This is a genomic window from Microbispora corallina, from assembly GCF_016863035.1.
In the GTDB taxonomy this organism is placed as follows: Bacteria; Actinomycetota; Actinomycetes; order Streptosporangiales; family Streptosporangiaceae; genus Microbispora; species Microbispora corallina.
The window spans coordinates 13,863-31,826 of the sequence record NZ_BOOC01000060.1 but is presented as its reverse complement, the minus strand read 5'-3'; the positions used below and the strand labels follow the sequence as shown (position 1 = coordinate 31,826).

The window sequence follows — 17,964 nt, the reverse complement described above, 5'->3', positions numbered from 1 at the left end:
ATGACTGCCGTGGCGAGGAGGGCCGCGAGCGCCGTCACGAGGTACGCGGCGACGGCTGCCGGCGAGCGCCGCCCACGAGCCATACGGCCCGATAAGGGAACGGACGAAGAATCCATGCTTTCTCTCCTTGGGGGGTGGAGGCGCGGCGAAGACGGCCGTGCAGACGACGGGCGGCCTCGCCGAGCCGGCGAGAGGCGGTGTTGTCCCGTCCGATGCGTCGCCGGCGGTGTGGGCTGCCGCGAGCGGCAGGGCGGGGGAGCGGCGCGCTCCCGCGACGTCACGCCGGTACCGGAGTCATCCGCGCGGAGGGCACATGCGGGGGAAGGAAAGGCAGTGGTGCGGAGCCCGGTCGCGGTCCGGGACGCCACCGGTCCTGCTCACGCCGCCGTGCGCGCCGGATCGTGCCGGCGTCGCGCGATCAGGTTCCGGCGGATCGGCGCGCGTCGTCCGCTGCGGAACCGTCTTCGGGAGGTGGACGAACCGAGTGCGGCCGGCCGGCCGCGTGATCCGGCTCCTGTCCCGCCCCGGCGGCGGTCATGTGTGTTGTTAGCGCTAACCAACGATCGACAGAGGCGGTGCTCCCTTCTGCCGGCGGATTGCGGTGGCGGGTGCAGCGAAGCAAATACGACCAGCCGACCGCCTGTCAAGAACCGGAGCTCGCTCCTCACCCGCCCTGTGCGGGGGTTGTGGGGCATTCCCGGCGGCTCTCATCAGGGACGTCCGTACTCCCTGTCAGGCCGAGAATGAAACGTTCACGGACCGCGTCACGCGAACGAAACGATTCGTGACGGCGTTGCCTCCTCTCGGCCGCACGACGACCTCAGCGGCCCACCCTTCCGCCGCGGGTGTCGGCGCCGCCTCTTGAGTACGAAACATTCAGGGCCGGCTCGCGCCGAGGCGATCGGCCCGTCGCGGCACACCGGTACGTGTTTCCCCTGCTCAGCGGAGCCATGGCGCCAACAGTGGCCGGGACTCGTGTGTGCGTGTCCGGAAATTAAGCGTTCTTAAGGTCTTGACGACCTTCGCCGTACGGACCGTAATTAGGAGCTAAGCACCCGGGAGACGCGTCTTCCGGGGCCTGTGCGGCTGGACCACCTCGGCGGGTGTGTGGAGGCGCGTCGCGTGCCTCCGCATCGTGGTCGGCCACGTCGGCTTCCATCGCCTCGCTTCACCCCGATCCCTCGTGGTGGCATGTGAGGCCGCGCCACCTGGAGAAGCACGTGACCGATCGGATCGCGACCACGGCGTCCGGCGCGGCCCTCACCGGGCGACCCCAGGCGTCACCCTGACGGCACAGGAGATCGCCTGTGCCGGCCGATCGCTCGTGGTCACCCGGCACCCGGGATCCTGATCCGGGCCGACCTCAAGCGGGATCCGCGCAGCCGATCGTCGTCGTACCTCCACCCCCTTCGACGGCGGCGCCACGCCTCAGGAGGGGGTTCACCGACCACCCCCTACCCCCCATAGGAATTCCCGTGCATCTGTCCTCACCGTCCGCGGTGGTGAGACCGGTTCTGGCCGGTCTCGTCGCCGCGGCGCTGACCGTGGCGATCACCGTCGTCGCCCTGTCCACCGCGGCCCGAGCCGCAACCACGACTCTCTACGCGTCGCCCTCGGGCACGGGCAGCACCTGCTCGTCCGCCCAGCCGTGCTCCCTCTCCGCGGCGCAGACGGCGGTGCGGTCGCTGAACGCCGGCATGTCCGGTGACATCGTCGTTCAGCTCGCCGACGGCGCGTACCGGCTGTCGTCGCCGCTGCGGCTGACCGCCGCCGACTCCGGCAACAACGGATACCAGGTCGTGTGGCAGGCCGCGGCGGGCGCCCACCCCGTCGTCACCGGCGCGCGGGCCGTCACCGGCTGGACGCTCGCCAACCAGTCGAAGAACATCTGGCAGGCCAACGTCGGCACCGGCATCGACACCCGGCAGCTGTACGTCAACGGCGCCCTTGCCACGCGTGCGCGCACCCAGCTGAACCGGGGCGACTTCACCTCCACCGGCAGCGGCATGAGGTTCAGCAACAGCTCGCTGAGCTACCTGAACTCGCTGACCAACCAGAACCGGATCGAGCTGGAGAGTGTCGGCTCGTTCACCGACCGGTACGTGCGGGTGCAGAGCATCAGTGGGAACTTCATCACGATGCAGCAGCCCAGCTGGAGCAACAACATCTTCGGGTACGACACGTTCACCACTCCGCACCGGGCCGGGCCGCTGTACATCGAGAACGCCTACGAGTTCCTCGACTCCCCGGGTGAGTGGTACATCAACCCGTCCACGGGCGTGCTGTCCTACATCCCCCTCTCCGGGCAGAACATGAGCAACGTCAGCGTGGAGCTGCCGGTTCTGCAGTCCCTGGTGGACGTCGGCGGCACCTACGACGCGCCCGCGCACAACATCGCGTTCACCGGGATCACGTTCACCGGCACCAGCTGGCTCGGGCCCAGCAGCAACCAGGGCTTCGCCGACCAGCAGACCGGCTCCTACATCTCGGGCAACTCGAACTGGCCCAGCGACCTGCCGAGCTCCTGCCAGGAGGGGTGCCAGCAGTTCGAGTCCACCCGCCCGAACTGGGCCCAGATGCCCGCGGCGGTGCAGGTCTCGGCCGCCAGCAACATCACCTTCAGCGACTCGCAGTTCGTCAACCTGGGGCAGACGGCCATCGGCATCGGCAACGACGCCAACGCGCACGCCAGCGGTGTCGGCCTGGGCGCCAGCAACATCACGGTCACCCGGTCCGAGATCGCCCGCGACTCGGCCGGCGGCGTCGTGGTCGGCGGCGTGCGCGCCGACGCGCATCACCCGAGCGACCAGCGGATGGTCAACAAGAACATCACGATCAGCAACAACCGCATCCACGACCTCGGGCTGGACTACCGCGGCGTGGTCTCGGTGCTCACCACCTACGTCAACGGCACCAACGTCTCCCACAACGAGGTCTACAACATGCCGTACACCGGCATGTCGATCGGGTACGGCTGGGGCGCCAACGAGCCGGGCGGCAACACCCAGTACGCCAACCGCGGCCTGTACAACTACCAGCCGCGGTACACCACGGCCACCACGGCGGCCAACAACCAGCTCGTCGGCAACTACGTGCACGACGTCATGCAGCAGATGACCGACGGCGGATGCATCTACACGCTGTCGTGGAACCCCGGCGCGGTGATCAGCGACAACTACTGCCTGCGGACCAACGGCTGGTTCGGGGTCTACTTCGACGAGGGTTCGAAGTACTACACCGTCAGGAACAACGTCCTGTCCTCCACCGGCACCTGGCTCACCGCCAACTACTACGGCGGGGAGAACATGGGGAACTTCACCGTCACCGGCAACTGGTCGACCAACGGCAGCACCAACGTGACCAACGGCGACCGCGGCAGCGTCGTGTCCGGCAACGTCACGGTCACCAACGGGCAGTGGCCGTCGGGCGCCCAGTCCGTGATGGCGTCCGCGGGTCCCCAGACCGGCACGTCCCCCTCGCCGTCGCCGTCGCCGACGGGCGGCACGAACGCGATCAAGGGCGTCGGCTCGGGCCGGTGCCTGGACGTCAGCGGCGCGTCCCAGGCGAACGGCGCGCAGGCGCAGATCTGGGACTGCAACGGCCAGGCCAACCAGCAGTGGACCTCCACCAGCGCCAGTGAGCTGCGGGTCTACGGCAACAAGTGCCTGGACGTCAACGGTGGCGGCACCGCCAACGGGACCAGCGTGATCATCTGGGACTGCAACGGGCAGAACAACCAGAAGTGGCGGTTCAACTCCGACGGGACCATCACCGCGCTCGGTTCGAACCGGTGCCTGGACGTGCCCAACAACGCCACGGCGAACGGCACCAAGCTCGCCATCTGGGACTGCAACGCCGGCTCCAACCAGCGCTGGAACCGCGTCTGACCCGACCGGCCCGCGAGCCGGTCCGCGCCTTCACGCGCGGACCGGCTCCCGGCCGTGGTGAAAACGCGAGACGGCGCCGTCACCCCGTGCCCGCCCGGCACCCGAGGGCCGGGCGGGCGGGGGCTCGGTCAGACCGCGGTGATCGTGTACTGGTTGTTCGTGTTGGAGTTCGGCGTCCACAGAACCGTGGTGGATCCGACGGTGGTGTTGCCTCCGCCGTCCAGCGCGGTGCCGGTGCCGCGGTTGACGATCTGGTAGCGGCCGTTGCCCATGTCGTTCAGCTTCCACTGCTGGTTGTTGCCGCCGTTCCAGGCGGCCTGGAGGCAGGAGGCGCCGTTGGCGGTGTTGCCCCAGCTGTCGGCGACCATGCCGTTGGTGCGGTTGACGATCCGGTACCAGCCGCTGCCGAGGGAGACCAGCTGCCACTGCAGGTTGGTGCTGCCGTCGTAGTTCCACTGCTTGAGCACCGACCCGGAGGCGACGTTCCCGCCACTGTCGAGGACCAGGCCGGTGGTGACGTTGGCGATCCTGACCCAGCCGGTCGGGATGCCGCCGCCGCCGCCCGAGCCGAGGGCCGGGATCTGGCCGGAGAAGGTCAGCTTGACCACGTACGCCGGGGCGCTGAAGGGGGCGCTGGAGGAGGGCATCGAGATGTGCAGGCCGGAGGAGTCTTGAGTACGCGTGGGCAGGTTGACGTAGGAGCCGGCACTGGAGCCGAGCAGCTGGACCGAGGCCAGGTTGCCCAGGTTGATCCGGTTGGAGTTCAGGGTCGTGATGTTCAGCGTGCCGCCGGGCCAGCCCAGCACGGTGGCGTACAGCACCGTGTTGTCCTTGCTGCGGGTGAAGCGGATGTCGGAGGAGGTTCCCGCCCGCGGGGTGGTGAAGGAGCCGCCGCCCATCTGGGTGGGGCCCTCGCCGTAGGCCGTCCAGGCCCGGGTGGCGTAGATCGACTCGCCGAAGCGCTTGAGGTAGTCGCCGATGCCCAGCAGGACCGACCGCTGCCCCGACGGGATGGTGCCGTCCGCCATCGGGGCGATGTTCAGCAGCATGTTCCCGTTCTTGCTGACCCGGTCGATCAGGGAGTGCAGCATGGCGTTGAGCGAGTAGTAGCCGATGCCGACGGTGTAGCACCAGCTGGAGCTGGAGATGCTGTCGTCGGTCAGCCAGTAGGGGGTCTGGAGGCCGGCCGGCCCGCCGCGCTCGTAGTCGAAGACCTCGCCCCGGTTGTTGTACCCGTCCTTGTAGGTGGCGACGACGTCCTTGTTCCAGGCGACCGCGCGGTTGTAGTAGTACGACAGGAAGTTCAGCCGCTGCGCCTCGTCGACCTGGGTGAGGTTGAAGTCCTCCCAGATGATGTCGGGCTGGTAGCCGTCGACGACCTCTTTGAGCTTGTTGTACCAGAGCTGGTTCTCGCTCGTCCTGTCGAGCTGCCCGTACAGCTTCTTGAGCGACGTGCTGGACTGCGACGGCACGTGGTCGTAGTAGCCCGTGAAGTTGTACGCGTGGTGCAGGGACACCAGCAGCTTGAGGCCCTTGGCCCGGATGGCGTCGGCGTGCAGCCGCAGCAGGTCCAGCTTCGGTCCGGTGGCCACGGAGTTCCACTCGTTCACCGAGCTGTTCCACATCGAGTAGCCGTCGTGGTGCTCGGCGACGGGCCCGGCGAACTTGGCGCCGGCGTCGGCGAACAGCTGGGCCCACTCGTTGGGGTCGAAGGCGCCGCCGGCCGACGTCAGCTTCGGCGCGAACTGCACCCAGTTTCCGGCCTTGTCCCGAGCGCCGTTGATGAAGTTGTGGTACGGCCACACCGACGGGTCGCCGAAGACGCTCTTGTGGTGATTGTTCTCGTTCGATCCGCTGATGTACATGTTGCGCGGATACCACTCGTTGCCGAACGCGGGGACGCTGAAGACGCCCCAGTGGAAGTAGATGCCGAACTTGGCGTCCTGGAACCACTCCGGAGCCGGCGGGTGCTGGTCGACCGACGACCAACTCGCGGTGTAGCTCTGCGGGCCGGCGGTGGCCCAGGCGGGAGCGGCCTTCAGCACGCCGGCCGCCGTGGCGAGCCCGGCCGCGGCGAGGAGCCTGCGGCGGCTGAACTGGAACGAGGGGGTGGACATGGGCGGGAACCTCTCGAGATGGGGTTCTTCTGCGCGCGCGCGAACGGCGGGGCGAGCCGCGCCGCCCGCGAACCGGGGGACCGGTCCTCCGGAGACCCTTCGGTGTTTCACCGAGATGAACGGATCATCACGACACAGACATTGGATGTCTTTGTAAGCCAACCGGAGCGATCTGTCCAGACCCCCATCGCGGACCGGTGTGATCGGAGGACTGAACGGACGCGGAATGCCCGCTCTTTTCGGTTGTGGGGGCGGCAGATGATCCAGGAGGGCGCGTTCCCCCTGCCGCGAGCCAGCGACGTCATCCCATCGCCGCACCTCAGAGATGGGATGTCAGCGCTCTCAACGGATGCGCGTCGGCTCGTGCGGCGGTTCCTCGGAGGGGGTTTCGGACGGTGTGCGGCCGAGGTTGTCGCGCAGCCAGGTCTCGGTGGTGCTGACGTGCACGAGCGCCGTGGCCTGGGCGAGGGCGGCGTCACGGTGGGCGAGGGCCTGGTAGATGGCGGCGTGCTCGGCGATGGTGCGGCCGGCGGCGTTCTCCTCGACCAGGCCGCGCCACACGCGGGCCCGCAGGGTCCGGCTGGCGATGCCGCCGAGCAGCGCGCACAGCGAGGTGTTGCCGGTCGCCTCGAACACGGCGCGGTGGAAGGCGTCGTCGTGATGGTTGAGCGCCTCCACGTCGTCCTGAGCGGTGATCATGGCGTCGAGGTGGCGTTCGAGCTCGGCGAGCTGGCCGGGCGTGATGCGGGTGGCCGCCAGCGCGGTGGCGACCGGTTCGAACAGGCGCCGGACCTCGGTGATCTCCAGCAGGTCGTCGCCGCGCATCATCTCGACGGCCAGCCCCACGCCTTCCAGCAGCAGCTCGGGCTTGAGGCTGGTGACGTAGGTGCCGTCACCGCGGCGCACCTCCAGCACGCGGGTGGTGACCAGGGAGCGGACGGCCTCCCGGAGCAGGTTGCGGGACAGGCCGAGCTCGGCGGCCAGGTCCTGCTCCGGAGGCAGCCGCGCCCCCGGCGGAAGCGTGCCGTCCTTGATGAGCTGCCTGATGCGCACGATCGCCTGCTCGGTGAGAGACATACCTGCATCTTCGTACGCGTGGACGGGAAGCGCACACCGCCCTCCGCTGCGCCCGGGCCGTCGCCGGTAAGGAGCGTGAGCGGACAGACATGTGATGTATTCCCATCCCGTCCTGCCGGTGCCGGCGCTCCCGGCGACAGCCGAGGCGGCATGTTAATCCGTAACATCCTGGAATTTCAGATTCCGGGCCACAGGAAGTCTGGACATCGACCGGGGTTTGGTCATAGAAAGACATCCCATGTCCTGTCAAGGGTGACGCTTCCGCGGTCGCGGTGATCCACAAGGAGATACGTTGAAACACAGACGGTTCGCGGTCGCCGCGATTGTGGTGGTGTCGGGGTTCCTGGCGGCGGCGTGCGGCGGGAACGGTGGCGGCTCGGCCGCGAACGGCGGAGGCGCCACAGCGGGCGCCGCGGCGAAGCCGGTCATCGGCGTCGACTATCCCCGGTCGGACACCGACTTCTGGAACTCCTACATCAGGTACGTTCCGCAGTTCGGCGGCGAGCTGGGGACGGAGCTGAAGACCACCAACTCGCAGAACGACATCTCCAAGCTCACCGCCAACGTGCAGAGCCTGGTGGGGCAGGGCGTGCGCGCCGTGGTGATGGCCCCGCAGGACACCGCGGCCGTGGCCCCCACGCTCCAGCAGCTCGAAGGGCGGAAGATCCCCGCCGTCCTGGTGGACACCAGGCCCGACACGGGGAACGCCTTCATGGTCGTGCGCGCCGACAACCGGGCGTACGGGGAGAAGGCCTGCCAGTTCCTGGGCGACAAGCTCAAGGGCAAGGGCAAGGTGGTCATGCTGCAGGGCGACCTGGCGTCCATCAACGGCCGCGACCGCACCGAGGCGTTCAACGACTGCATGAAGCAGAACTACCCCGGGATCAAGGTCTTCGGCGAGGCCGCGAACTGGGACGGCGCGGTGGCCGCGCAGAAGCTGTCCACGGTCCTCACGGCGAACCCGGACGTCAAGGGCGTCTACATGGAGTCGAGCTTCGCCCTCGCCGGCACGCTGCAGGTGCTCAAGCAGCGCAACCTGCTGGTCCCGCCGGACGACGCCAAGCACGTCTTCGTGGTCTCCAACGACGGCATCCCGCAGGAGCTCAAGGACATCGCGGCCGGGAACATCGACGCGACCGTCTCCCAGCCGGCGGACCTGTACGCCAAGTGGGCGCTGTCGTACGCCAAGGACGCGATCGACGGCAAGACCTTCCAGGCCGGGAAGACCGACCACGACAGCACGATCGTGCAGGTGCGCCCCGGGCTCCTGGAGGACCAGCTCTCCGCTCCGCTCGTCACGGCCGACGGCGGCACGTACGGCGGCATCCCCAGCCTCAAATACGACGACAAGTCGCTGTGGGGCAACAACCTGAACTGAGGGGACGTGGCGATGGGCGAGTCCGCGAGCCCTCCCTCCGCTCCCGCCGACCGGCCGGCCCGTACGGGCCGGCCGGTCGCGGAGGCGGAGCGCATCACCAAGAAGTACGGCGAGACGGTGGCGCTGGACCGCGCGCACATCGCGATCGAGCCGGGGGAGACCCACGCCCTCGTCGGCCGCAACGGGGCGGGCAAGTCCACCCTCGTCGCCATCCTGACCGGGCTGCAGGCGCCCGACGACGGACAGGTCCGCTTCGCCGGGGCCCCGGCTCCCCGGCTGTCGGACCGTGACGCCTGGCGCCGGCGCGTGGCCTGCGTCTACCAGAAGTCCACGATCATCCCCGAGCTGACCGTGGCCGAGAACCTCTACCTGCACCGGCACGACCGCAACCGGCTCGGCCTGGTGAGCTGGAAGAGCGTGTGGCGCAAGGCCGCCGAGCTGCTGGAGGCATGGTCGGTGGACGTGGACGTCCGCCTGCCCGCCGGCGAGCTAGGCGTGGAGCAGCGGCAGTTCGTGGAGATCGCCCGGGCGCTGTCGTTCGGCGCGAGGTTCATCATCCTGGACGAGCCCACCGCGCAGCTCGACGGGGCGGCGATCGCCCGGCTGTTCGAGCGGATGCGGGCCATGCGGGAGCAGGGGGTGACGTTCCTGTTCATCAGCCACCACCTGCAGGAGATCCATGAGATCTGCGACCGGGTCACGGTCTTCCGCGACGCCCGGCACATCCTCACCGCGCCGGTCGCGGAGCTCTCGCAGGGGGATCTCGTGGCCGCGATGACCGGCGAGGCCGCGGGGCTGCGGGAGCGGCGGGTGCGCACCCCCGTCCCGGCGGACGCCCCGGTCGTCCTCGACGCCGGTGGGCTGGGCGACGGCGACGTCTACCACGACGTGGACCTCCGGGTCCGCGCGGGGGAGATCGTCGGGCTGGCCGGCCTGGGCGGCAGCGGGAAGACCGAGCTGGCCGAGACGCTCGTGGGGCTGCGCGCCCCGCGCGCGGGGACGCTGGAGGTCGCCGGGCGCCGGCCCCGGACCGGAAGCGTGCCCGAGTCGCTGGCCGCGGGGGTGGGGTTCGTCCCCCGCGACCGTCACCACCAGGGGCTCGTCCCGTTGATGTCGATCGCCGACAACGCCACGATGACCGTCCCCGAGCGGCTCGGCCCGGCGGGGTTCGTCAGCAACCGGCGCAGGGACGGGCTGGCCCGCGACATGATCGCCAATCTGGCCATCAAGACCCCGGGCCCCGACCTGCCCGTCACCGGACTGTCCGGCGGCAACCAGCAGAAGGTGGTGATGGCCAGGGCTCTGGCCAACGACCCCCGCCTGCTCGTGCTGATCACCCCGACCGCCGGGGTCGACGTCCGGTCCAAGGAGTTCCTGCTCGGCAAGGTCGAGGAGACCGCGGGGAACGGGACCGGCGTGGTGATCGCGTCGGACGAACTCGACGATCTGCGGCTGTGCGACCGGGTGCTCGTGATGTTCCACGGCCGCGTGGTCGCGGAACTGGCCGCCGGCTGGCACGACCACGAGATGGTGGCCGCAATGGAAGGAGTCGACCTCGATGCCTGAGACGACCGCCGCCCCCGCCGGGACGGAACGCCCGCCGGGCGCGCCCGGGCAGGCGGGCGCGGGATCGGGGAGACGGAGCGCCCGGCTCCGCCTGGCGCGGCTGCGGGACTTCGCCCTGGTGCCCGCGATCGTCGTGATCGCCATAGTCGGGCAGATCGTCAACCCGATCTTCCTGCAGGGCGACAACGTGATCAACATCCTGCAGACGATGTCGGAGATCTCGCTGCTCGTCCTGGCGCAGACGCTCGTGCTGGTCGCCGGCAGGATGGACCTGTCCCTGGAGTCGACCTTCGGGCTCGCGCCCGGGGTGGCCGCCTGGGTGACGGTGGCGGCGGGGACCGGGCACGGGCTGGGGCTGCTGTCCGGAGCCTGGGCGATCCCGATCACCCTCGCCGTGGGCGTGCTCGCCGGGTCGGTGAACGCCCTGTTCATCGTCCGGTTCGGGCTCAACGGCTTCATCGTCACCCTGGGCATGCTGATCGTGCTGCGCGGCCTCCTCACGGGGATCTCCGGCGGGCAGACGTTCTTCAACCTGCCGCCGTCCATGACCTACCTCGGCTCCACCATGTGGCTCGGGGTGCCCGCGTCCATCTGGATCTGCCTGCTGCTTTTCGCGGCCGGCGTCGTGCTGATGGGATTCACCGGGTTCGGCCGTTCGCTGTACGCGATCGGCGGGAACGTCGACGCCGCCAAGGCGGCCGGCATCCGGACCGACCGGGTGCTGTGGATCACGCTGATCTCCGCGAGCCTGCTGGCGGCGCTCGGCGGCCTCCTGCTCGCGGGCCGGCTGGCGTCCGTCGCCGCCTCCCAGGGAAGCGGTGCGATCTTCACGGTGTTCGCCGCGGCCGTCATCGGCGGGGTGAGCCTCAACGGAGGCAAGGGCACGGTGTTCGGCGCGTTCACCGGCATCCTGCTGCTCTACATGATCCAGAACGTCCTCACCCTCGCGGGCGTCCCGGCCCAGTGGATCGAGGCGCTGAACGGGGGGATCATCCTGACCGCGCTCGCGCTGTCCCGGCTGACCGGCGGCACGACACAGGAGTGACCGGCCGGCATGGCGGTGAGGGTCTTCAGTCGCCGGGCCGCAGGGCCCGCGCGCAGAGGGTGAGACCCTCCCGCATGGCGGCGCGCACCGTGTCGTCCACCGTCGCGAGCATGACCTTCTCGATCGCGTCGAGGGAGTCGTCGCACCGGCGCAGGACCGACAGCCCCGCGTCGGTGAGGCTGGCGCACAGGACCCGGCCGCCGTCCGGGTGGGGGTCGCGGCGGATCAGCCCGCGCCGCTCCAGGTCGCGGATGACGAGGTTCATCGCCTGCGGCGTGACGAAGGCGATGCGGGCGAGCTCCGCCGACGACAGCCCGTCGCGCGTGCGCAGCTCGCTGAGCGCCATGTACTCCGTCGTGGTGACGCCGTGCCCGGCGAGGGCGTCGTCCAGACGCGCCCGGACGCGGCGCTCCAGCCGGAACACGAGATAGCTCAGGCGTGGTTCGGAGGGGGCCTCGGCGGTCCGGCGGGTACGGCGGGGGCTCACCGGACGAACGATATCGTGCGGCGGCGCGAATGTAAGTTTCGCGCGTGCTCTCAAGCAGCTTGATAACAAGTAGCTTGATATGCAGCGGAAACGCGCCGTGCCCCGATCGGCTCGCCGCGCCCCCTCCGGCGGCGCCTTGACCCCCTGCTGAGGCCGCTCCTATACCGGCTCACGTCATGGATTCGCGAGACGGCGGCGTCCCCCGACCCCCGCCCGGCGAAGAGAGAGCCGCCGCGATCCGGAAAGAGGAGGAGCGGATGAAGCGATTGCTCACCGCGCTGGCCGGCGCCTGCACGGCGGTGCTGATCGTCGCCGCGGCCCTGGTGTTCGCGCACCCCGCCACCGCGGCCACGCTGACCGAGGTGACCGGTTTCGGGGCCAATCCCGGCAACCTGCGCATGTACGTGTACGTGCCGAACGGCGCGCAGCAGAATCCGGCCATCGTGCTGGCCATGCATCCCTGCGGAGGTTCGGGGCCCCAGTTCTACTCGTCCAGCGAGTTCGCCTCGCTGGCCGACCGGTACGGGTTCATCGTGATCTACCCGTCCGCCTCGAAGAAGTCCAACTGCTTCGACAACTGGTCGGACGCCTCGAAGGTGCGCGGCGGCCAGACCGACCCGGTGTCGCTGATGTCCATGGTCACCTACGTCGAGCAGCAGTACCACGGCGACCCGAACCGGGTGTTCGCGACCGGCAGCTCCTCCGGCGCCATGATGACCAACGCCATGCTCGCCCTGTACCCCGAGGTCTTCAAGGCGGGCGCGGCGTTCATGGGGGTTCCGTTCACGTGCTTCCCCAACGAGGCGGCCTACCAGCCGGGCGGCAACTCCGCGCCCTGCGTCGGCAAGACGGCGCAGCAGTGGGGCGACGTCGTCCGCAACGCCAACCCGGGCTACCGGGGACCGTGGCCGCGCATGCAGCTGTGGCACGGCACGAACGACACCGTGGTCGCCTACTCCGAGCTGGAGGAGGAGATCAAGCAGTGGACGAACGTGAACGGCCTGAGCCAGACCCCCACCTCCACCGACACGCCGCAGTCCGGCTGGAGCCGCCGCCGCTACGCCGACTCCTCGGGCATCGTCCGGGTCGAGGCGTACACCATCCAGGGCGCCGGGCACAGCCTCCCGGCCGCCGGCATGGCCGCCTACGCCATCCAGTTCTTCGGGCTGACGGGTGGCAACCCGAGCCCGAGCCCGTCGCCCTCCCCGTCACCCTCTCCTTCTCCCTCCCCGTCCCCGTCTCCCTCGCCGTCTCCTTCTCCCTCGCCGTCTCCCTCGCCCAGCCCCACGCCGTCCGGCGCCTCGTGCAGGGTCACCTACACGGCCAACTCCTGGAACAACGGCTTCACGGCGAACGTCGTCGTCGCGAACACCGGCGCCGCCGCCGTCAACGGCTGGACCGTCACGTGGACGTGGCCGGGCAACCAGCAGATCAGCAACGCCTGGAACGCCGCCGTGACCCAGTCGGGCGCCCAGGTGACCGCGCGCAACATGTCGTACAACGCCGCCATCCCCGCCGGAGGCAGCACCAGTTTCGGCTTCCAGGCCGCCTACAGCGGGAGCAACCCCGCTCCCACCGGCTTCACCCTGAACGGCTCGGCCTGCGCCACGGCGTAGCCGGAGCCCTGCCCGCACCGATCCCGGTCCGCGTGGCGCAGGCCCACCTCGGGTCTGCGCCACCGGGGGCGGCCCCGCCCGGCCCCGTCCGCCGTCACAGCTCCAGCTCGTCCAGGACGGCGGCGGCGAGCTTCGCGGCGGGCTGCTCGTAATCCCGGGCGAGGGTGTGGAAGACCTGCTCGGCCCGGATGGCCGGCCAGTCTTCGGGCAGCTGCTCCGCCGGCAGGTGGGGATCCTGGCGGACGAGCTGCAGCCAGTCGGTGTGCAGCAGCAGCTGCCGCGTGAGGTCGTCGGGTGCCTCCGGCAGCGGCCGGGGGACGTCCCACTGGGCGAGGAACGACCGGTAGCGCCGGGCGATCTGCTCGATGTCGAAGGCCTTCCGCACGAGGTCGGCCGCCTCGGTCGGTTTGAACGCGCTCGCGGTCAGCACGGTGACGTGGTCGCCCAGATCCAGAGAGGCGAGGATGCCGGTGACGTCCTTGGTGCCCGGCGCTATCCAGAGGCCGCTCTGCAGGAGGCCGAAGCCGTTCCAGATGAGCCGGGAGCGCAGGTCGTGCCGCGTGCTGCGCCGGCTGTCCGGCAGCGAGAACCCGACGACGGTCCAGGTGCCGTTCCAGTCGCGGTTCACCGCGCCGGTCTCCCACACCCGCCGGCGCCCGTCCTCGAGCACGTCGGCGGCGTGCGCGGTGAGCCCGAAGTACACCTTCCTTCCCCGTCGGTAGCGGGTCAGCAGGGTGCGTTTCACCATGCGCGCGAGCGTCGACCGCACGGCCTCCTCCGAGACGCCGAGGCGGGCGAACACGTCGATGACGCTCCCCGAGTAGACGGCGGTGCGCCGGTGCAGCGCGTAGATGCCGAGGAAGCTGAACATCAGGGACTGCGGGCGCGGGGACTGCGCCGTCTGGTCGTCTTCACCGGCGAGGGTCACAGCAGCAGGGTAGACGGTTCTCGATATCATGCAAAACTTTGACGACAGTCACATATCTGCCTTAGATTCGACAGTGGATCACTCCCCGGCCGAGAGGCGACGTACATGGATCTTTCAGGCAAGGTGGCCGTCGTGACGGGCGCGGGCCGCGGTCTCGGCCGGGCGTACGCCGAGGCCCTGGCCGCGGCCGGCGCGGCGGTGGTCGTCAACGACGTGGACGGCGGCTCGGCCGCGGAGGTCGCCGAGGGGATCGCCGCCCGGGGCGGGAGGGCCGCGATCGTGGCCGCCCCGGTGGGCTCCGCCGAGGTCGCCGACCGGCTGGTCGCCGCGGCCGTCAAGGAGTTCGGCCGGCTCGACGTCATGGTGACGAACGCGGGCATCCTGCGCGACCGGGTCCTGTGGAAGATGTCCGACGAGGACTTCGACGCGGTGATCGACGTCCACCTGCGCGGGACGTTCACCTGCGCCCGCGCGGCCGCGGTCCGGATGCGCGAGCAGGGGACCGGCGGCCGCCTCATCCTCGTCTCGTCGCCCGCGGGGCAGCGGGGGAACTTCGGCCAGACCAACTACGCCGCGGCCAAGGCGGGCGTCGTCGCGATGGCCAGGACCTGGGCGATGGAGCTGGCCAGGGCGAACATCACGGTGAACGCCGTCGTCCCGGTGGCGGCCACGGAGATGACCAGGACCGTCCCCGTCCTGGGCCCGGCCATCGAGGAGGCCGAGCGGTCCGGCGGGCGGTTCCCGGAGTGGCTGCGCAAGGGGGAGGGGCTGGGCACGACCGAGGACGTCGCCCCGCTCGTCGTCTTCCTCGCCTCGGACGCCGCCGCGGACGTCACCGGACAGGCCATCGGGATCGGGGGAGACCGGCTCGCGCTCTGGGCGCACCCCCGAGAGAAGGCCGTGGGGTACGCCGACGGCGGCTGGTCGGCCGACGCCATCGCCGCGTCCTGGCGGACGGGGCCCGGCGCCGAGCCCGAGACGTACGGCGTGCCCGCGCCCAGGATCCCGGAGCGCTGACATGCCGCTCACGGACGTCGGCGCCCTGGTCGCGATCGACGTGCACACGCACGCGGAGGTGTCGGCCGGCGGGCACGCCTCGCTGAGCGCGGAGCTGTTCGGCGCCTCCGAGAAGTACTTCAAGGAGCATCCGCGGCCGGCCATCCCCGAGATCGCCGCCTACTACCGGGAGCGGAGGATGGCGGCGGTGGTGTTCACGGTCGACGCGGAGCACGCCACCGGGCATCCCCGCATCTCCAACGAGGAGGTCGCCGAGAGCTGCGCCGAGCACGCGGACGTGCTGATCCCCTTCGGCAGCGTCGATCCGTGGAAGGGGCGGGCCGGTGTCCGCGAGGCGCGGCGGCTCGTCGAGGAGTACGGCGTGCGCGGCTTCAAGTTCCATCCGAGCATCCAGGGCTTCGCGCCCGACGACCGGATGGCCTACCCCCTCTACGAGGCGATCGAGGAACTGGGCGCGGTCGCCCTGTTCCACACGGGGCAGACCGGCATCGGCGCGGGGCTCCCGGGCGGGGGAGGGATCCGCCTGAAGTACTCCAACCCGATGCTCGTGGACGACGTCGCCGTGGACTTCCCCGGCCTGCGGATCGTCCTGGCCCATCCGTCGTTCCCGTGGCAGGACGAGGCGCTGGCGGTGGCCACCCACAAGCCGCACGTCTACATCGACCTGTCCGGATGGTCGCCGAAGTACTTCCCCCCGCAGCTCGTGCGGTACGCGAACACGCTGCTCAAGGACAAGGTGCTCTTCGGGTCCGACTACCCGGTGATGACGCCGGACCGCTGGCTCGCCGACTTCGACAGGCTCGACATCAAGCCGGAGGTCCGTCCCAGGATTCTCAAGGACAACGCCGTACGCCTGCTCGGGCTGGCTGCGGAGGAGAGGACGGCTCGTACATGACCACGACGGTGCACGGTCTCGGCGAGATCAGGGCGCTCGCCGGCGCCGACCTCGGCCACAGCGGATGGCTGGAGATCACCCAGGACCGGGTGAACACGTTCGCCGACGCCACCGGCGACCGCCAGTGGATCCACGTCGATCCCGAACGGGCGAAGGACGGCCCGTTCGGCGGCCCGATCGCGCACGGCTACCTGACGCTGTCGCTGCTCATCCCGCTGTTCACCGAGGTGCTCGACATCAGGGGGGTGACGATGAGCGTCAACTACGGTCTGGAGAGGGTCCGATTCCCCAGTCCGGTCAGGGTCGGCGGCAAGATCCGGCTCGCGGCGTCCGTGGTGTCGGTGGAGAACGTCCCGGGCGACGGCGTCCAGATGCTGCTCGACTTCACCGTCGAGGTCGACGGCTCCGCCAAGCCCGCCTGCGTCGCGCGGGCGATCTACCGCCACTACGCCTGACGCGAGCCGTCACGCATATTCGGCACACTGTTGACGTCCGTAACGAAACTGCCTAACCTCCGGACAAGCACGCGAGTTTCCGGCTCGCTCCCCTGACGAGGAGCTCGGTCATGCCGAACCTGTCCGTCACACCCCCCGGCCGCATTCAGCTCCGACGAGCGGTGACCTCCAGCTTCCTGGGCAGCGTCATCGAGTACTACGACTTCCTGCTGTACGCCACGGCCTCGGCCGTCGTCTTCAACAAGGTCTTCTTCTCCTCACTCGGCTCGCTCACGGCGACCGTCGCCAGCTTCGGCACCTTCGCCACGGGCTACCTCGCCCGGCCGCTGGGCGGCGTGCTCTTCGGCCACTTCGGCGACCGCCTCGGCCGCAAGCGGATGCTGGTGCTGACCATGACGCTCATGGGTGTCGCCAGCTTCCTGATCGGCCTGCTCCCGACGTACGGGCAGATCGGCGCCCTCGCGCCCGTCGCGCTCGTCCTGCTCCGGGTCCTGCAGGGCGTCGCCGTCGGCGGCGAATGGGGCGGCGCCGTGCTGATGTCCGCCGAGCACGCCACCAGCCGCCGCGGCCTGTGGGCGAGCTTCACCAACGCCGGGGCCCCGTTCGGGATGGTGCTGTCCACCGCGGCCCTCACCGGCACCGGCGCGGTCCTCGGGGAGCAGGCGTTCCTGAGCTGGGGCTGGCGGGTGCCGTTCCTGATCAGCGTCGTCCTGCTGGCGATCGGCCTGTTCGTCCGGCTGCGGGTGGAGGAGACGCCGGTCTTCGAGGCCGCCAAGGAGGAGGTCTCCCGTCAGAAGGCTCCCCTGCTCGACGTGCTCCGCAACCACCCGAGGACGCTGCTTCTGGGCGTGGGCGTCGGGCTGGCCGCCTTCGTGGCCCAGGGAACCCTGACCACCTATCTCATCGCGTACGGCGTGCGGACCGGCTTCCCCCGGCAGGCCGTGCTGAACGGCCTCACGCTGTCGTCCGCGCTGGCCGTCCTCGGCATCGTGGGATGGTCGGCGCTGTCGGACCGGGTCGGCCGCCGTCCCGTCGTCCTGGCGGGCGCGGTGCTGATGGCGGTCTTCGCCTTCGTCCTGTTCCCGATGGTGAACACCGGCAGCACGGCCGTGCTCACCGTCGCGCTCGTGCTGGGCCAGGCGGTGCTGCACCCGTTGATGTACGGCCCTCTGGCGGCGCTGTACACCGAGCTGTTCGCCACCGGGAGCCGTTACACCGGAGCCTCGCTCGGCTACCAGATCGCCGGGCTCGGCGCCGGTCTGGGCCCGCTGCTGTTCGCCCAGCTCGACGCGTCGTCCGGGGGCGGCGGCACCACGACGATCTCCACGATCATCGCCGGCTGCTGCCTGCTGACCGTGGTCTGCGTGCTGGCCCTGCGCGAGACCAGCCGTCAGGACCTGACCGCGGTCGCCGTGCCCGTGCCGGGCTCCGGCGACGTGACCGGCGCGGCGAAGCCGTCCGCCATCTGACGCCGGCGCCCGCCGCACCTTCCCCAG

The 17,964-nt window shown here is 70.1% G+C and carries 13 protein-coding genes; 9 read left to right on the top strand and 4 right to left on the bottom strand.

The window, feature by feature from the left end; translation table 11 throughout:
* Window positions 1-1,502 precede the first annotated feature (1,502 nt).
* The gene (locus Mco01_RS39545) at window positions 1,503-3,887 is read left to right on the top strand and encodes an RICIN domain-containing protein (RefSeq protein WP_239104198.1); all 2,385 of its coding nucleotides are present in this window, start codon (window positions 1,503-1,505) and stop codon (window positions 3,885-3,887) included.
* Between the two features lie 128 nt (window positions 3,888-4,015).
* Here Mco01_RS39545 and Mco01_RS36990 read toward each other — a convergent pair whose 3' ends face one another.
* Window positions 4,016-6,004 carry an alpha-L-fucosidase gene (locus Mco01_RS36990; protein ID WP_204061478.1) on the bottom strand — a complete coding sequence of 663 codons (1,989 nt, stop codon included), beginning with the start codon at window positions 6,002-6,004 and terminating at the stop codon, window positions 4,016-4,018.
* Between the two features lie 342 nt (window positions 6,005-6,346).
* Window positions 6,347-7,081 carry a FadR/GntR family transcriptional regulator gene (locus Mco01_RS36985; RefSeq protein ID WP_204061477.1) on the bottom strand — a complete coding sequence of 245 codons (735 nt, stop codon included), beginning with the start codon at window positions 7,079-7,081 and terminating at the stop codon, window positions 6,347-6,349.
* A 292-nt stretch (window positions 7,082-7,373) separates the two neighbouring features.
* Between Mco01_RS36985 and Mco01_RS36980 the strand changes: the two genes are divergently transcribed.
* Genes Mco01_RS36980 through Mco01_RS36970 form a run of 3 tightly spaced genes read left to right on the top strand, consistent with a single transcriptional unit; the run spans window position 7,374 to window position 11,070 of the window.
* Window positions 7,374-8,459: a sugar ABC transporter substrate-binding protein gene (locus Mco01_RS36980; RefSeq protein WP_239104197.1), complete on the top strand. Its 1,086-nt coding sequence runs from the start codon at window positions 7,374-7,376 to the stop codon at window positions 8,457-8,459.
* A gap of 12 nt (window positions 8,460-8,471) precedes the next feature.
* A complete protein-coding gene (locus Mco01_RS36975; protein WP_204061476.1) occupies window positions 8,472-10,025 on the top strand; it encodes a sugar ABC transporter ATP-binding protein in 1,554 nt (517 codons plus the stop codon).
* Window positions 10,018-11,070 (top strand): ABC transporter permease, encoded by a 1,053-nt coding sequence (locus tag Mco01_RS36970; RefSeq protein ID WP_204061475.1) that lies wholly within the window; start codon window positions 10,018-10,020, stop codon window positions 11,068-11,070. The genes Mco01_RS36975 and Mco01_RS36970 overlap by 8 nt, the downstream gene beginning before the upstream one ends.
* Before the next feature lie 25 nt (window positions 11,071-11,095).
* Here the strand turns inward: Mco01_RS36970 and Mco01_RS36965 are convergent, their stop codons facing one another.
* The gene (locus tag Mco01_RS36965) at window positions 11,096-11,557 is read right to left on the bottom strand and encodes a MarR family winged helix-turn-helix transcriptional regulator (protein WP_239104196.1); all 462 of its coding nucleotides are present in this window, start codon (window positions 11,555-11,557) and stop codon (window positions 11,096-11,098) included.
* A gap of 257 nt (window positions 11,558-11,814) precedes the next feature.
* Here Mco01_RS36965 and Mco01_RS36960 point away from each other — a divergent pair, with 257 nt between their 5' ends.
* Window positions 11,815-13,173 (top strand): extracellular catalytic domain type 1 short-chain-length polyhydroxyalkanoate depolymerase, encoded by a 1,359-nt coding sequence (locus Mco01_RS36960; RefSeq protein ID WP_204061474.1) that lies wholly within the window; start codon window positions 11,815-11,817, stop codon window positions 13,171-13,173.
* A gap of 94 nt (window positions 13,174-13,267) precedes the next feature.
* On the opposite strand, the gene Mco01_RS36955 is transcribed toward Mco01_RS36960, so the two are convergent.
* A complete protein-coding gene (locus tag Mco01_RS36955) occupies window positions 13,268-14,101 on the bottom strand; it encodes a PaaX family transcriptional regulator (RefSeq protein ID WP_204061473.1) in 834 nt (277 codons plus the stop codon).
* Between the two features lie 105 nt (window positions 14,102-14,206).
* On the opposite strand from Mco01_RS36955, the gene Mco01_RS36950 reads away from it, so the two are divergent.
* The 4 genes from Mco01_RS36950 to Mco01_RS36935 all read left to right on the top strand — a co-directional run bounded on the left by Mco01_RS36950 (window position 14,207) and on the right by Mco01_RS36935 (window position 17,937).
* Window positions 14,207-15,118, top strand: coding sequence for an SDR family oxidoreductase (locus Mco01_RS36950; RefSeq protein ID WP_204061472.1), 912 nt, complete (start codon window positions 14,207-14,209; stop codon window positions 15,116-15,118).
* Window position 15,119: 1 nt separating this feature from the next.
* Window positions 15,120-16,013 (top strand): amidohydrolase family protein, encoded by an 894-nt coding sequence (locus Mco01_RS36945; protein ID WP_204061471.1) that lies wholly within the window; start codon window positions 15,120-15,122, stop codon window positions 16,011-16,013.
* On the top strand, window positions 16,010-16,468 hold the full coding sequence (locus tag Mco01_RS36940; RefSeq protein ID WP_204061470.1) for a MaoC family dehydratase: 459 nt from the start codon (window positions 16,010-16,012) through the stop codon (window positions 16,466-16,468). Before Mco01_RS36945 ends, Mco01_RS36940 begins: the two co-directional genes overlap by 4 nt.
* Window positions 16,469-16,578: 110 nt before the next feature.
* Window positions 16,579-17,937, top strand: coding sequence for an MFS transporter (locus Mco01_RS36935; RefSeq protein WP_204061469.1), 1,359 nt, complete (start codon window positions 16,579-16,581; stop codon window positions 17,935-17,937).
* Window positions 17,938-17,964: the final 27 nt, after the last annotated feature.

Coding starts and splice junctions, on each gene's coding strand:
- Mco01_RS36945 (WP_204061471.1), top strand. CDS start 15,120: ATGCCGCTCACGGACGTCGGCGCCCTGGTCGCGATCGACGTGCACACG.
- Mco01_RS36940 (WP_204061470.1), top strand. CDS start 16,010: ATGACCACGACGGTGCACGGTCTCGGCGAGATCAGGGCGCTCGCCGGC.
- Mco01_RS36990 (WP_204061478.1), bottom strand. CDS start 6,004: ATGTCCACCCCCTCGTTCCAGTTCAGCCGCCGCAGGCTCCTCGCCGCG.
- Mco01_RS36970 (WP_204061475.1), top strand. CDS start 10,018: ATGCCTGAGACGACCGCCGCCCCCGCCGGGACGGAACGCCCGCCGGGC.
- Mco01_RS36935 (WP_204061469.1), top strand. CDS start 16,579: ATGCCGAACCTGTCCGTCACACCCCCCGGCCGCATTCAGCTCCGACGA.
- Mco01_RS36950 (WP_204061472.1), top strand. CDS start 14,207: ATGGATCTTTCAGGCAAGGTGGCCGTCGTGACGGGCGCGGGCCGCGGT.
- Mco01_RS36985 (WP_204061477.1), bottom strand. CDS start 7,081: ATGTCTCTCACCGAGCAGGCGATCGTGCGCATCAGGCAGCTCATCAAG.
- Mco01_RS36960 (WP_204061474.1), top strand. CDS start 11,815: ATGAAGCGATTGCTCACCGCGCTGGCCGGCGCCTGCACGGCGGTGCTG.
- Mco01_RS36975 (WP_204061476.1), top strand. CDS start 8,472: ATGGGCGAGTCCGCGAGCCCTCCCTCCGCTCCCGCCGACCGGCCGGCC.